This window comes from Pedobacter sp. MC2016-24 (assembly GCF_015223055.1).
In the GTDB taxonomy this organism is placed as follows: domain Bacteria; phylum Bacteroidota; class Bacteroidia; order Sphingobacteriales; family Sphingobacteriaceae; genus Pedobacter.
Genome location: NZ_JADFBX010000001.1, coordinates 86,500 through 101,456, shown reverse-complemented (window position 1 = coordinate 101,456; position 14,957 = coordinate 86,500). Strand labels below are relative to the sequence as shown.

17 protein-coding genes are annotated in these 14,957 nt (G+C 38.8%); 7 read left to right on the top strand and 10 right to left on the bottom strand.

Annotated elements, in window-relative coordinates; genetic code table 11:
* Nucleotides 1-61: 61 nt before the first annotated feature.
* Nucleotides 62-466: a hypothetical protein gene (locus tag IM797_RS00475; protein ID WP_194125129.1), complete on the bottom strand. Its 405-nt coding sequence runs from the start codon at nt 464-466 to the stop codon at nt 62-64.
* A gap of 192 nt (nt 467-658) precedes the next feature.
* A complete protein-coding gene (locus IM797_RS00470) occupies nt 659-1,102 on the bottom strand; it encodes a hypothetical protein (protein WP_194125128.1) in 444 nt (147 codons plus the stop codon).
* A 323-nt stretch (nt 1,103-1,425) separates the two neighbouring features.
* On the opposite strand from IM797_RS00470, the gene IM797_RS00465 reads away from it, so the two are divergent.
* The 4 genes from IM797_RS00465 (at nt 1,426) to IM797_RS28575 (ending at nt 4,296) form a co-directional block, all read left to right on the top strand.
* Entirely contained in the window at nt 1,426-1,671 is a 246-nt protein-coding gene (locus tag IM797_RS00465) for a hypothetical protein (RefSeq protein ID WP_194125127.1), read from the top strand.
* Nucleotides 1,631-3,181, top strand: coding sequence for an AAA family ATPase (locus IM797_RS00460; RefSeq protein ID WP_194125126.1), 1,551 nt, complete (start codon nt 1,631-1,633; stop codon nt 3,179-3,181). The genes IM797_RS00465 and IM797_RS00460 overlap by 41 nt, the downstream gene beginning before the upstream one ends.
* A 490-nt stretch (nt 3,182-3,671) precedes the next feature.
* Entirely contained in the window at nt 3,672-4,181 is a 510-nt protein-coding gene (locus IM797_RS00455) for an AAA family ATPase (RefSeq protein WP_194125125.1), read from the top strand.
* Nucleotides 4,182-4,218: 37 nt separating this feature from the next.
* Nucleotides 4,219-4,296 carry a type II toxin-antitoxin system HigB family toxin gene (locus IM797_RS28575; protein ID WP_194126095.1) on the top strand — a complete coding sequence of 26 codons (78 nt, stop codon included), beginning with the start codon at nt 4,219-4,221 and terminating at the stop codon, nt 4,294-4,296.
* A gap of 26 nt (nt 4,297-4,322) precedes the next feature.
* On the opposite strand, the gene IM797_RS00445 is transcribed toward IM797_RS28575, so the two are convergent.
* The 4 genes from IM797_RS00445 to IM797_RS00430 form a co-directional block, all read right to left on the bottom strand.
* The gene (locus tag IM797_RS00445) at nt 4,323-5,066 is read right to left on the bottom strand and encodes a LytTR family DNA-binding domain-containing protein (RefSeq protein ID WP_228098659.1); all 744 of its coding nucleotides are present in this window, start codon (nt 5,064-5,066) and stop codon (nt 4,323-4,325) included.
* The gene (locus tag IM797_RS00440; protein WP_194125124.1) at nt 5,063-6,769 is read right to left on the bottom strand and encodes a sensor histidine kinase; all 1,707 of its coding nucleotides are present in this window, start codon (nt 6,767-6,769) and stop codon (nt 5,063-5,065) included. The genes IM797_RS00445 and IM797_RS00440 overlap by 4 nt, the downstream gene beginning before the upstream one ends.
* A gap of 66 nt (nt 6,770-6,835) precedes the next feature.
* Complete coding sequence (locus IM797_RS00435; protein ID WP_194125123.1) at nt 6,836-7,993, bottom strand: TlpA disulfide reductase family protein; 1,158 nt, start codon at nt 7,991-7,993, stop codon at nt 6,836-6,838.
* A 120-nt stretch (nt 7,994-8,113) separates the two neighbouring features.
* The gene (locus IM797_RS00430; protein ID WP_194125122.1) at nt 8,114-9,223 is read right to left on the bottom strand and encodes a serine hydrolase; all 1,110 of its coding nucleotides are present in this window, start codon (nt 9,221-9,223) and stop codon (nt 8,114-8,116) included.
* A gap of 116 nt (nt 9,224-9,339) precedes the next feature.
* Between IM797_RS00430 and IM797_RS00425 the strand changes: the two genes are divergently transcribed.
* Nucleotides 9,340-10,494, top strand: a complete 1,155-nt coding sequence (locus tag IM797_RS00425; protein ID WP_194125121.1) for an NAD(P)/FAD-dependent oxidoreductase — start codon at nt 9,340-9,342, stop codon at nt 10,492-10,494.
* 21 nt (nt 10,495-10,515) lie between these two features.
* Here the strand turns inward: IM797_RS00425 and IM797_RS00420 are convergent, their stop codons facing one another.
* From IM797_RS00420 to IM797_RS00410, 3 genes are all read right to left on the bottom strand, one after another.
* Nucleotides 10,516-10,767 carry a hypothetical protein gene (locus IM797_RS00420; protein ID WP_194125120.1) on the bottom strand — a complete coding sequence of 84 codons (252 nt, stop codon included), beginning with the start codon at nt 10,765-10,767 and terminating at the stop codon, nt 10,516-10,518.
* Between the two features lie 269 nt (nt 10,768-11,036).
* Nucleotides 11,037-11,708 (bottom strand): DUF6766 family protein, encoded by a 672-nt coding sequence (locus IM797_RS00415; RefSeq protein WP_194125119.1) that lies wholly within the window; start codon nt 11,706-11,708, stop codon nt 11,037-11,039.
* Nucleotides 11,709-11,785: 77 nt separating this feature from the next.
* Nucleotides 11,786-12,373, bottom strand: a complete 588-nt coding sequence (locus IM797_RS00410; RefSeq protein ID WP_194125118.1) for a ferritin-like domain-containing protein — start codon at nt 12,371-12,373, stop codon at nt 11,786-11,788.
* Between the two features lie 352 nt (nt 12,374-12,725).
* On the opposite strand from IM797_RS00410, the gene IM797_RS00405 reads away from it, so the two are divergent.
* Both IM797_RS00405 and IM797_RS00400 read left to right on the top strand, forming a co-directional pair.
* Nucleotides 12,726-13,772 (top strand): glycoside hydrolase family 130 protein, encoded by a 1,047-nt coding sequence (locus IM797_RS00405; RefSeq protein ID WP_194125117.1) that lies wholly within the window; start codon nt 12,726-12,728, stop codon nt 13,770-13,772.
* 86 nt (nt 13,773-13,858) lie between these two features.
* Nucleotides 13,859-14,311, top strand: a complete 453-nt coding sequence (locus tag IM797_RS00400; RefSeq protein ID WP_194125116.1) for a hypothetical protein — start codon at nt 13,859-13,861, stop codon at nt 14,309-14,311.
* Here the strand turns inward: IM797_RS00400 and IM797_RS00395 are convergent.
* Nucleotides 14,302-14,943, bottom strand: a complete 642-nt coding sequence (locus tag IM797_RS00395; RefSeq protein ID WP_194125115.1) for a hypothetical protein — start codon at nt 14,941-14,943, stop codon at nt 14,302-14,304. The two genes, IM797_RS00400 and IM797_RS00395, sit on opposite strands and share 10 nt — an antisense overlap.
* Between the last annotated feature and the right edge of the window lie 14 nt (nt 14,944-14,957).

The following is a 14,957-nucleotide window of genomic DNA, read 5'->3' as shown; positions in this document are numbered from 1 at the left end:
TCAATTTTTCCCTTAATTCGATACGTTCGTTATATGTTTAACATACTTCAATCATATTGATTTAATTATTTACATTTAATATTCGAGCTACCATTCTTTTTTCTGCGTCAAAGTTCCATTGTACCTGCCACGCTCTACCGTCTATTTGGTCAAGCAAAATGAAGTTATATGTGTTTGTTGTTGGATAAAGAAAAAACCTACCATTCTTCTCTTCATTTTTAATTACCCGTGAAATGTCAGATAGTGTAGTCTCAAATTGATTGTCTTTTAGGCTCCATTGGACTTGCCACATTTGTCCATTTCTCGTATTTAATTTGATAAAGTTATACGTATTATTTGTAGCAAAGAGCCGATAGACAACAGTGCTATCCGTAGAAATATTTTGAATAGGGGGTTGGGATGTGCTTTGAGCAAAAGTTAACATTGTCGTTAATGCAAAAATCGATGTCAAAAAAAATGTTCTCATACAATCATTGTTATTAGTGTTCGTTTTAGGAGTAGTGTCGGTTTTTTATGCTGACAAATAACGTTTTGGGCTTTGCGAATTTTTGTTTTTACTTTCAGCAATTATTCCAGCACTAACCTAATAAATAATTACTGAACTCACATATTGCCTGTCGCCCAAAAATTTGCGAAACGACTGTTATAGGTCGTTTTTTTATGGTTTTTTATAATAACCAAAGTAATTATCGTCCAAGTATTTTTTTTCCTCCTCATTTTTAGGTCCAGTGCTTGAAATAAAAATTCTATATGCTCGATAAGTCCCTAAAACCATAAATTTTTCAAGCTTAATTTTATCGCTTATTAACGAACACATTTCTTTTGCGGTTAAACTGTCTGTCTTATTTTTTTCAACGTTTAGTAAAACCGTTCCGTCAAAATTATGGGTTCCGTCTTCATTTGTGTCTATGTATTGCTTATTTAAGAAGCAGTATTTAATTTTTTCGCCATTTAAACTTATGTATTTCCAATGTCTATTTACTTGTTTTGAGTTCAATGCAAAGGTTTCGTCATCCCAGTTCTTTTGTCCGAAACATTCGCCGTTACATATTGCAAGAAAAAACAATAAAAATATATAGAAAGAAGTTTTAAATGGCTTCATATGCAAATTCTGAATTTTGACGAATTTTCACTTTTGATGTTGGTCAGTAAAATGCCCTATAACTTCCAAATATACGTAAGTATCTTGATTTTTGTAATTACAGAATACCTGTGGGTATTTCAAGGGAAATGGCCGGTCATTCCGCATTTAAACTGTGTCTCTTAATAAATGATATACAAGGTAATTTTTTCTTTTTTACGAATTAGATGTGATGTCGCTTTTATTATTCGTCTAAGAATATCGGTTTTTATTATAGGGTAAATAAAAGATCAAACCTCTAATGATAATTTACATCCGACGTTAAGTTCTGCTATATTTGATTTATGAAAATAAGCCTCCAGGGAAGATTTAAGTCTTTAACTAGCTTTGAATGGGATAATATTCCGCAGTTTGTTGTTATAACCGGTCCCAATGGCTCTGGTAAAACACAGTTAATTGAATTGATCTATGAATCGATAACTTACCAAAAAACTACGAATAAAGAACCAACCTGGCGACTCTCAATAACAGGAGAAAATTATGCCTTCAATGAAGTCGTTTACCTTTCGGGGAGAATGGGGGGTAGTTAATCTTGTTCCAATAGGGATTGGAACAGTTCAGGCAAAACATAAACAGTTATATAATATCGCCTTTAGCAATTTCGATGGACCTAATAAATCGGCAAGTAGTTATAGGGAAACGGAAAAACAAAAGATTGAATATGATGAGCTCGCTCGTTCGCTAGGTAGATCGAAACGATATTTGGTTACCTACGAGGAATATTGTGAAAGATATCCGAAAAACATGCTGCCGTCAGAATCGTCAATTTGTAACCAGATAAACTTTGTATTTTTAAATTATAGAATTGCACATTTGGAGGCCGCTGGGAGAGGTGTTCCGGTTGAAGATATGAGACAAGAAATCGGTCAACCACCTTGGGATGTTTTACGCGAAATAATAAAAGTGTCGAATTTGCCGTTTGAAATTAATGATGCTAGTGAATCCAGCTTATGGGATGATTTTGAATTAAAGTTAACACATTCCATCACTAAACAAGAGATTAAATTTTCTGACCTTTCCTCCGGTGAAAAAGTATTGTTATCAACTATATTTTATCTGTATCAATCGCAGGAGAAGAATATATTTCCAAAGCTGTTGCTATTGGACGAGCCGGATGCACATTTACATCCATCGATGGCTCAGCAGTTTTTGAATGTGGTGAAGGATGTTTTAGTGGCAAAATTTAATATAAGAGTAATAATCACAACACATTCACCGTCCACCGTCGTATTGGCTCCAGAGGAATCGTTGTTTGAAATGTCTATCCATGAACCTCGAATAAAATCTTCTCTTTCTAAAAATCATTCGGTGTCATTATTGACTTCTGGACTGATATTCGTAGGGAATGGTACGAGATATTTTTTGGTTGAAGACCGCGCTGATGTGGATTTCTACAGCTATGTCAACAATCAGTTGATTGTTGAAGGCAAGATCAATACCAATATTCCCCTAGTTTTTATTCCCGCATCCACGAACGACAATTCTGGAGGTAAGAGTGTGGTATCAAGCTGGGTAGATAAGTTGTGCTCTTCCGGGCTAACCGGAATAATTCATGGACTTATTGATAAGGATGCAGGGAATCCTACCGGTAATGGGATTTTTAGTATTGAACGCTATAGTATTGAAAATTACCTTATTGACCCTATAGTAATCTATGCTGCTATGATGGAAAATGATAATGCTTTTCCAGTTGAAGGCATTAGGTTAACAATAGGTGAAGAATATAAATTAAAATCTTTGCCAAGTGATTTGTTGCAGATTATTGTTGACAATATTTCTGCGCAGATAGCGTCGGAACTAGATAACCATTTTAATGATTATAGCGAAGATAAAATCCTTGTTGCATTTGCTAACGGTATCACTCTTTGTTATCCAAAATGGCTATTGGAGTGCCGTGGAAAAACTATTTTAAATAATATCTGCAATAAGATATTTGGGAGCAAAATCAATCAAGGAACTCTGTTTAAGGCTTTCAAAAGGTTGGCATTTATGCCGCAGGATATTGCAGATAAGTTTAACGAACTTCAAAAAACACCCTAGTCGAATAAACAATCTCCGAATGGATTTTTATTAGTCCCTGAAATGAAAATATACATTTGCAATTTGAAGAAAAAAGCCGTATTTTTAAGTAAAGTAATTGCAGTTAAAAACGTACAAAATAAGTGGTGAGCGATTCGGTGAGTCGAATTTAAAAACCGCACTAAATACTATTTAAACCCTGATATTTGAACTAGGTTCGAATCCCAGCGGGATCACTGAAAGCCTCAATGCAAATTGAGGCTTTTTTGGTATAAATTATGCATCTGAATTAGTAACATTATCATTTGGAATTGACCTACCTAAAGCCACTATTCTCTTCGGACACAAAGGTGTTCGAGATCTTTACCCAGCGGGATCACGTATAAAATAAGTCTTAAAATCAATACATTGTAAGGCTTTTTTTGTTTTTAGGAAATCCTACGTATACAAATGGTAAATTTGATGGAAAGAATTAGTAATAATGGCTATCTGGAGGAATAAAGTGTAAACTATGAGAATTGCAATTGTCGGTGCTCACAGGGTGGGAAAATCAACCCTGGCTGAAGAACTCCTGATGAATCTTCCTGGTTATATACTTGAGATGGAACCATACTATCAACTGGAAACATCAGGGCATGAATTCTCAGAAATCCCTACTGCTGAAGATTTTATTGAGCAGTTTAATTATTCGGCCAGACTGGTTTCTAAAAGTGAAGGTAATGTGATATTTGACAGATGTGTTATTGATATTTTAGCCTATCTGCATGTTATAGTCCCAGGTATGAACATTCAATTACTCTTTGAAGCTGCTCAATCGGTGATTGCTGGAATTGACCTTCTCGTGTTTGTTCCAATTGAGGAACCTGATCTGATACCTTGCCGTCAGACAGATCTTCCAAAACTTAGAAGCCGGGTTAATAATTTACTATACGATTGGATTGGGGATTTTGGTATTGAGGTAATCGAAGTGGGCGGTACCTTATCAAACCGCAGAGACCAGGTACTTGCTAAAATTTCATGATAGATTGGGTAGTTTACAAACAAATTAAAATGCTGCTATACTTAATGAAAAAAGAGTTGTATTTAATATCCATGGTAATGGTTACCGCTTAATCGTAGATATAGAATATCAATGAGATACAATTAGATGGGGGTTATCCAGTTAAAGTTCTTTTAGCAGATGTTTCCTCTGCCTGCTCACCGGGATACTTATACTGTTGGTCATAATCAAATAGCCACCATCCGCCTTTTTAAATGAATGAATATGGTTTCTATTGATGAGCCAAGATTGATGGATCCGGATAAAACCATAGACTGAGAGCACCTGCTCGTATTCAGAAATAGGTTTCGAGACAATAATTGGCTTATTCTCACCACTGATGTAAAAACTTGTATATGTATTGTCAGCACCACAACAAATGATATTTTCTATCAGTACGTACTTGATCTCATGCTGATCGGGAAGGGCTATTCTTTTCTGCGTGTTGTCCCGCTGGTGTCTGTAAGACTGCAATAGCATGGCAAGCTGCTCGGCCTGAGAATTTTTCTGCAGACCGACTTTGTGAACCGCAGCGATCAGATCCTCCGGCATCACCGGTTTTAGCAGGTAGTCTGTCGCAGAAAATTTGATGGCCTGTATCCCGTATTCGTCGTGTGCGGTTATGAATATAACATGCGCTTTATTCTCCGGCAACTGTTCCAGCAGATCAAATCCAGTTTCCTGCTGCATCTTAATGTCCAGGAAAAGAATGTCAACAACATGATCGGCCAGAAATTCCAGCGCCTGTTTTACTGAATTTGCACTGCCGGCAATTGTGAGGTGGGGGCAATAGTTGCCCAACAACTGTGATAGGGTTTCGACAGCTTTTTGTTCGTCATCCAGGATAAAACAGTGAAGATCATTCATGAAAGCCAGTTTTGAAACGTAAATCTAGTCATTGTTCCTGTTCCTTCCTTATAGTTTACCTGTATATCAATTGGCATAGTTTCAAGTTTATCATTATATACAGCCATACGTTTTCTGATTAAGGACAAGCCGTGGCCTTCGTGTACCGTAGTACTGTCCCAACTGGCCTTACCATTGTCAGCAATATCAACATACAGCGTGGTGCCATAACTAAAGACCCTGATTTGAATCAACGGAGATGCGAAATCCCGGTTAAAGGCATGCCTGATACTGTTCTCCAGTACTGGTTGCAACAATAGTGGAGGAAAGTCAATCGTTGAAGTCTGGATTTCCGGTGCGATATCAATCGAATAGGAAAAATCCATTCTTTCCTGTTCCAACTTTAAATAATCCGTTTCTAGCGCGAGTTCCTCATGCAATGATATAAATTCTTTCCTACCGTTATTCATTACGTTGCGCATAAATCCGGCAACATTTCCAATGTAGGCATTTGCCCGCTCAGGATCACGACTGTTAAATGTTCCCTGAATCGCATTCAGTGAGTTGAAGAGAAAATGTGGGTTAAGTTGCCCGCTCAGTAACATAAGCTGAGCTTCTGCATCCTCACTCTTACGCTTCAGCTTAGCGAGCCTGGCTCTATTGCGCTTGCCCCAAAGATAAAACCATAGTCCACAGACCGCAACCGCAAACATACTAATCACCGCCACCTTTTTCCAGGGCATTTGAAATGGTTTCTGTTTTACGCTCATTGTTATTTTATGTACCGTTTCAGGTTGACTACTATACCTAAGGTAGATATCCTGCACTTTCCCTTCTGGCAGCTCTGCGCTAAAAACGATATAAGCTGAATTCTCGGCATTTAATCCTTTTATCGACTTCCATTGATCGCGACTTTTTTCAAAAGTATACTGAAGTTCATCATTTCCCAGCGGGCCAAATCTTAAAATGCCAATGGTGCCGTAGTCCTTTTCAAAAATATTGGAAGTTCTTCCCTGTTCCACTTCAGGTATACCTGAATTTATATTTAAAATGTTCTGTAAATTGATGCTGAAATCCTCACTGCCCATCGGCAATTCATAAAACACGAAATTAGTGGCCTTATCTTCTGCACGGATCACGGTAATGGTCTTCACTATTTTTTTAGTTTCAATGGCCCTGACGGTAATCTCCAAGGTGTCGTTGATGCGAAGGTTGAAAGTTCCTGCATGGAAGCTGGGCATACCTATTGAGTAATTTTTATCTTCCTTAAGCTCAAGAATCGGACCCCAGGATTTAATAGTCCTGCCATTCTGTTTTACAGAAAATTCAAGCTTACGGTAATCCGCTCCTCCATACGAGCGGAAATATTGGACTCTCTTTCCTTTTCCCATCAAAAAATTTGGCAGGAACGTTATCCCTATCAACCCTTTAGATATCAGATGTTTGGCGTTGCTATATGTTCCTAAAGCTGGATTGTTATCATTTCGCCCACAACAAAACCGTTCCGGTGTAAATCCGGATCCGGTCATTACATAACTAAAATCAGGTTCAGCATCAACTGCGAAATCTACCTGACAGCTATCGCAGATTTTTCCCACCACGCGTTTCTTCAGTGAAATGTTAGAAAAACCATGATCCAGGTATTGATCCTTCCGCTTCTGTCTGCCAGAAACGCTTTGGCAGACTGCACAGATTAATAGAAGAAGGACAATGTTTTTTGACATTTTAGATTTGTTTGAAAAGGCTGGCAAGATCGAAAAATATATGTAAAATCCGTATTCCATCGTCTGCTAAAAACCAGGTTTTAATTTCAGCTCTTTCCTGATTGCCTGCTCCAGCTTTTGCTCCGTGTCCTCACCTTCCCCGATCTCTACCAGTTTTACCTGACCATCCCTGCCTACAATCATCGTAGTAGGAAAAGCATATAGTTTGTAATCAGCCATCATCGATTCCGCCATGTAATATTGTGAGAAGAGGATTTTCCTTTCCTTTAAGAATTTCCTGATCTCTTTGGCAGACGTATCACGCACATTGATCCCGACGATGGCTACATCTTCACTTTTAAATTTATCCCGCAACCGCTGTATTTTGGGGATCAGCATCTTGCATGGCATGCAGGAAAGGTACCAGAAATCCAACAATACAACCTTACCCTTTAGCACTTCGTGCGACACAGACCTTCCGTTTCTCACATTGACAGCAGAAAACTTAGGAGCAAGGCTTCCTATCTTTAAAGTTTCATACTTATTTTTATCCAGTTCCTTTTCCACTGGCCCGGACAGGAATGCAGAAGCTGCAGAAGCCTCCGTATCGGATGTGGGGATAGACAGAGAAAAATCATAGATATCCACGGCCTCCTTTCCGCTTTCCAGCTTTTTGGAATGCATTAGCCTTCTTACCGGCAAAAGGTTTTTCTTATCAATCCAATACCGGTTGTAGTATTGCTTGCTTATCAGATCTGGCGTTCCGTAGTCAATCTTTTTCCTGATTATATCTATAATGTAAAACTTTTCCTTTTCAGACCCGGAGACAAACCTGATCGAGTCATCGTCCTTATTCAGAAGAGGCCGTTCCTTGCCCAGGATATTATATGGGCTAAAAGCAGCTAGGTCATGACTGTTCCACTTGTCAGTATAAGTGGTGGTTGCTTGCGGAGACTTTTTTTTATATAAGGTATCATTACGCACAAGCCATACGGAAAGGTCCTCAAAATAGATAAGCCAGTCTCCGTTTTTGCTTATAGTTCCGTTTACCTCTGACCTGACCACTCTGGGCCATCCATCCCTGATCATGGTATCGAGTTTAGTCATCCGATAATTAATCGGATTTATCCTGACCAGTCTGTCATAGGATTTCTGAAGGATCCCCAGAGCAGCGGTATCGATAGATTGCGCTGAGCAATAACAAAACGATATCATAATGGACAAAAGAATAACTGTTTTTTTCATTTCTATCTTTTTTTTGATCAAAAATGAAGAGCAGAATCTTTAGCTCATTACCAAAAACTGAATTCGGTATCCTTTTCTTTGAATGTGACAGATTTTATATATTTAAAGTATGCCTGATTTCTATTTACCAATGCCTGGCACATAAAATCCTGCTATTTTATCAATGATTTCTTCTGGATATACGCCTGTAAGATTTGTAAAAAGGATGATGGTGAGATTGTCTTTAGGGTAAATGATAAAAGCTGCACGTCCACCACCAAGAGGGGCAACTGCAGGATGGTTTTTTCGGGTAATTACAGGCCAACCCAAAGCATAAGCATCTAAAAGACCTCCAAAACCATCGTAAGTCCCGTTATTTAGTTTTACCGGCTCCCAAATGGTAGCAATATCCTCATTTCTATTAAGAAGTTTACCCGACTGCAAACCAATTATCCATTTCCCCATTTCTTCTGCAGTGGTAAACACGCCTGCGTCAGTTCTCATTTTTGAAGGGAATTCCTCATAAGTTTCCTTCAATTGTGCTCCCTTAATATATTCACCAGATATTTTGTCCTGATGATAATAGGTGTAGGTCGGGCATTTATTTTCAACCACATCATAGGAATTTCCATAATATACGTGCTTCATTTTTACGACATCAAACTGATGCTTGCTGACAAATTTTTCGAAATTTGTTGCGCTGTATTTCTCAATAATGTTTTGTAGAATATAATAGTTTGTGGCATTGTAATTAAACTTTTCTCCGGCCTCAGATTGTAAGGGTAATTTTTTAACTTTTAACCAGGCCGAATCTTGCCCCATGTCGCCAATCAGGCCTTTATCATCCTCAATATCAGGAAGCCCGGATGTATGGCTCATCAACTGTTTGATCGTTATCTGTTTCCAATTCTCCGGAATAGAATCAATATGACTGGAAATTTTGTCATTAATATTGAGTTTATTTTGTTCCTGTAATTGCATGATCGCAACGGAAGTAAAAACTTTAGCAATAGAATTGATTGAAAAAATGGTATTCGTTTTTACAGGGATGGAAAATGGCACTTCAGCAATGCCAAGTGCTTCAGATAATAGAACCTTGTTGTCTCTAATTACGACCAACTGGCATCCAGGTATTTTTTTCACCGCCATCTCTTTTTTGAGATAGCCAATGACTTCTATTTTCTTATCCTGGGAAAAAGCAAAATTCCCCCAGGAAAACACGAACAATAAAATTAAAATTCTAATTCTCATGATATCGCAAATTTCTAAAAAATTAGGAATAGCAAGGTTATATCTACTATAACCGAACTCATTCATTTCAGTCCAATTTATTCAATATGTTTGTATTCTGATTATAAAATATTAACATGCTACTGAAAGATAAAAAAATAGCTATTGTTGGGGGCGGGCCAGGGGGACTTGCATTAGCGCGGCTTTTACAACTTAAAGGCGCAGATCTGAAGCTTTATGAAAGAGACGTAAATCAAGATGCCCGTTTGATCGGTTCACCTTTAGACATGCACGATGGATCTGGATTAACAGTCATACGTGAGGCCAATTTACTTGAATCGTTTAAAAAGAAATACCGTCCGGGGGCAGATAAAAAAATAATTGTAGACCCCCAGGCCAAGGTGTTTTTTACCGATCACGACACCAAGTCTGCTGATGATTTCGACAATACCTATTTTCGTCCGGAAATAGACCGGGGACCATTGAGATCAATGCTACTGGACGCTTTAGCAGCAGGAACAGTGGTTTGGGACAGCCACTTTCTGTCGATGGAGCCTCAGCACGAAGGTTGGCTCATGCACTTTAAAAATGGCCACTCAGCGTACGCAGATCTTGTAATTGCGGCAGATGGCGTCAATTCTAAAATCAGGCCTTATCTTACAGACATCAAGGCTTTTTATTCCGGTGTCACCATGCTTGAAGGGAACGTCCATCATCCGGAAAAAAACGCAGCTCAAATTTATGCGCTTCTTAATGGAGGAAAATTAATGGCCTATGGAAATGAAAAAAACTTGTTAATGGGACTCAAAGGTACCGGTGAGCTCACTTATTATGCATCGTTTAAACCTGTCGAAAATTGGGCAGAAGACAATGGCTTAGATTACACTGATAACGAGCAGATGTTGGCCTGGTTTAAAAAAGAATATGCAGATTGGAATAACATATGGTACGCGCTTTTTGAAAATGCGACGACTTCCTTTATTCCACGTAGAATTTACTGCATGCCCCTGGATCAAAACTGGAAACCACAGTCCAACCTAACCATGATTGGAGATGCAGCCCATGCAATGCCTCCGTTTGCGGGTGAGGGTGCCAACATGGCCATGCTCGATGCATTGGAATTAACAGATTGTCTGACTGCAGAGAAATACGGAACACTTAAAGACGCCATTTCCGCTTACGAAATTAATATGCGTAAAAGAGCAGCTGTAGCAGCAAAACAGTCATTGGACAATGGTCAACTTATGCACTCACATGATGCATTGACTAAAATGCTGCGACTATTTAAATAAGATATATAGTGCTATAAACGATTAAGACATAGCCACGGTTGTGGTCATTTCATTTAGTTTTTTTATACTAAATGCATGCAAACCGTTAAACCACCTTATAATTTCGTTGTGATCGATGTCTAGCATCGCCGAAAGATCGGTCGAATCCATCCCTTTTTCCAATAAAAAGTTTGACATTTTATCCGCAACGTCCCGATTCGCCCTGGTTAATTCTTCAATTGCCGGATTACCGGTTTCTTCCAGCCAAATCGATACAAAATCGTTTTCTTCCATTTTATGATCATCGTTAATCTGATGGGATGCGAATTTAACAATTATGTTTTTCCACTGCAATCTCTTTTAAAGATTTTATTGGACCAGTAATTTAATAGGCGACTATTAGACAGCTATTAGCTGAATTCAGGATACATACAGTATAGTCCTGATTTTGTATAACTATTGGTTTAGTTTTGCCGAACAAGAGTCGGAGGAGAGTCGGACAAAGCATACATCAAATCGAGTCGTGCTAAGGCGTCCAATATCAATCTGATATTTTTTATTCATTACTTACCAGTTTCCAGATGGGGCGCATCAACCGGTTTTGATTCCGGAGACCCTTTTTGTCGGAGGTAAATGGTTAAAAACACGATGGAAGCTACCGATAGAAATTCACTTTGCCAGTTTTGAAAGGTTTCAAACCAGAATTCTGGTTCCCCGAGATATTCCATTACTGTTGCTATGGGAAGATGTTTGGCCAGCTGTTCTACATTGTGATTTTCCCAACTTCCATACAAATGCAGTGCCCAACTCGTAAAAAACAGGATGGCAAAACAGATGGATAAGGAATTACTATAGATCTTTAGTATCCAGCCGCCTTTTCTAACTGCCCAGGGTGAATCTGAATAAGGCTGCGGCTTGCGGTCTACTTCTTCTGGCTCATCAAGCTTTTTAGATTCAGCTGACCCAATTTGTCTTAACGAGATGGTCAACAATACGTACAAAGACATTTGTAGAAACTCACTTTCAAAATTTTCGAAAGTAGCGGAGATAAAATGTCCACTTTGTAGGTAAGCACCCAGACCAATTTCTTGCGCATGCACTTCTTTTAAGTCCTGGTTGTGCTGCTTCCAGCCCGTCAATGCCTGGGCACCGAGGGTAATCACGAATAAAAGCAGAAAGACTATGGTTAAGCCGTTACGGTAAAAATAGGATTGTTTGGTAGAATTTGCTTTCATATTAACAGTTATACTGGTCATAAACTCAAAACAACAGCCGCAGGTCTAAACTATTGCTTAAACCTGCGGCTTTGCATTTATTCTGCTGCCGCCTGCTCGTTGATGAAGCTTTCAGCCACTTCAGTCAGGGCAACGTCGGTCGCTTTCTCATTGTCCAGGGTAAACTGCAACAATTCAGCAACTTCTGTATGTCCCATGTTTTGCGCAAAGACTACCAATGTGCCATAAGTTGCAATTTCGTAGTGCTCTACTTTCTGAGCGGCAAGAATTAATCCTGCATCACGGATCATAGTACCTGCATCAGTATCCTCAATAATACTGTCGGCCTCTTTTAGCAAGCCTTCCATAGCGTCACATTTTTTAGCTTGTGCTTTTTCCTCCAGTAAAGCAAACACTTGTTCCAGCGTTGCAATGTGGGTATTGGTTTCTTCGGTGTGTTTTTCAAAAGCACTGGCCAGTTCAGGACTGGTAGCTGCTTTTTTCATTTTTGGTAAGGCTTTCAACAGGTGTTTTTCTGCCCAGTAAATGTCTTTTAATTCGTCGACGAAAAATTCGTGAAATTCAGAATTTTCCATTTTTCCGGTTTTACCTGTTGGTTTTGAAGCTGTTTTTTTTGTGCTTGTTTTTGAGCTGGTCGATGCAGCTTTTTTTGTTGTAGTAGCCATAGGGTTTGTTTTTTATAGGATATATGTAATTGATTTATTGCTTTTTGTTAATTAAATTGCTTTGTTTACCTACAACCGTAGCGCCTTTACTTTGTTTAATTTATTTAATAATATTTTAAACACTTAAAACAGCGCTCAGCTGTAACCTATACTTGAAATTTTTAAAGGTTTGATCCGGTTGGGAAGAACAGCAATCGGGATACTTTGTTTTGATGTTGTGTATTTTTTATCTTTTTGAAGTTTAAACTTAATATTCAGCTTTTACACCTTTTTGCTTAGACAGGTTCCCAACAACAAACATTCGGCACTTCCAGATGTTCATAGATTTCAATACTGTACTAAATAATTTGTCATGAAGGATATTGCCAGACGATTTTCTGAGAACCCATTGTTGATACCTAAGGATGTTAGCCCCAGTGCTGATGGACTACAGGTCATTTGTTTGTTAAACCCCGGTGTTTTTACCTTTAACGGCAAGATCTGGCTGCTGGTTCGGGTAGCCGAAAGTATCAGACAGGTAGAGGGATGGGCCTTTATCCCAACACTGAACGACGAGGGTAAGCTGGACATTTTGGAAGTACCTTTAAATGATCCTGATCTGATTGCTACAGACGCAAGGATCTTCAATTATAAAGGCCTGGATTATCTGACTACAGTTTCTCACCTACGGCTTTTAAGCAGCACCGATGGAATTCATTTTGCCGAAGACCCGGAATATCCAGGGTTATTTGGCAAGGGCAGGCTGGAGCGATATGGCATTGAGGATTGCAGAGTGAGTTTTCTTGAAGATTTATATTACCTGACTTATACCGCAGTTTCCGATAATGGGGTCGGGGTGGGCTTGCAACTAACGGCTGACTGGAAGAATTTTGAACGTAAGGGCATGATTCTCCCACCACACAACAAGGACGTGGCCATTTTTGACCAAAAGATTAACGGGAAGTATTATGCCCTTCATCGGCCGAGTAGTAAGGATATCGGGGGCAATTACATCTGGCTGGCTGAATCTCCTGATGGTTTACATTGGGGAAATCATCAATGTATTTTAAAGGTGCGTCCAGGGCTATGGGATAGTGCCAGGGTCGGAGCTGGTGCGGCTCCGATTAAAACAGAAAGAGGCTGGCTCGAAATTTACCATGGTGCTACAGCAGCGCACAGGTATTGTCTGGGTGCCTTTTTAATGGATCTAGACGATCCGTCAAAGGTTATTTCCAGGAGCGTTGAGCCGATCATGGTACCTACCGAACCCTATGAACTGAACGGATTTTTCGGGTTTGTGGTATTCACAAATGGCCATATCGTTAGGGGAGATGAGCTGACCATCTACTACGGTGCGGCCGATGAATTTGTATGCGGGGCTACTTTTTCTATCCGGGAAATTTTGGAAACACTGGCTTAATAATTATAAAATCGACATAATATAAACTAATTTAATTAGCATACATATTGTTTTGCGAATAATATTAGTATAACTTTGTGGTATCTATGATTGAATTAATTTATTTTTCAGAACAGGAGCCTGGCAGTCCGGTTTACCAGGTCATCCAGTTTAACCCAGGAGAGCCCTGGCAATTGGTGGATGGGGACGAGGTAATTGGTACCGTAGATAAACAGCATGGCTTATGGAACCTGCGAAGCTGGGTCACTTTACCCGATGGTTTGGTAACTGGTATTGGACAGTTGATTGAAAACCAGCATTTCAATAGGTTGCCGGCATTAATTACCCAGCGCTGGTCTGAATATGTACAGCAGGTGGTTATGGTTAGTGACCAGGAATATTTAGTCATTTGTATAGATGGCATTGACTTAGCACACTTTGAAAAACTCTTTAGAGGTTCTATTTCCGAACTGGTTAAAGATGAGTGGAAGATTTGTTTTAAAGTTTATGACGCTTTGATGTCGGCTGATTTTGAGGTATTGTTTTGGACTCAGCTATAGTACCATCTCCAATTGCTGTCGTAGTTCTTGTCAAAATTCTCCTTACTATCAAAAATAGCGTTGAAGTTTTCAAGTGTAAAATAACCAAACCTGTCATACGGTTTTAGCAAAGCATAATATGCTTCCTTAATTACTGCAGTCTGTTTCTGTTCTTCCGCTTTTTTTAAATCTTGAATTGTGAAAAAGAAAAAGGTGACATATTCCCCAAAGAAAACAATCTCCCAAAGGTGATCTTTGTATCTTTCTTTAAAAGCATTTTTGATCTTTAAAGGAATGTTGGCAACAGCTTCAACTCTTGCCAATGGCTCAAAAGCGTAAAACAAAACCAAAATGGGACTTAAGATCTGATCCTGAAACAAATCTTGATATTTTTTTACTATCGATTTTTCTTTACGTGACGATTTACTGAATCGATTTTTCAATAAAAATATGTCGACATCTTTTTGATGTTCAAAAATCAGTTGAAGCCTGGTCGTACCACTATTTATTGTATCGCTTAGGATATTAAGTATGTTAACTTTATACTTCTTATTGATCCAAATGGCCAGAGATTCGAATTTTTCTTCTAATGCTGCCTCACCTAGTTTAATTTTTCGCGTGAGTTTATATTCCTGATCTGATGGTCTAAGCATTACTGGATTTGGTG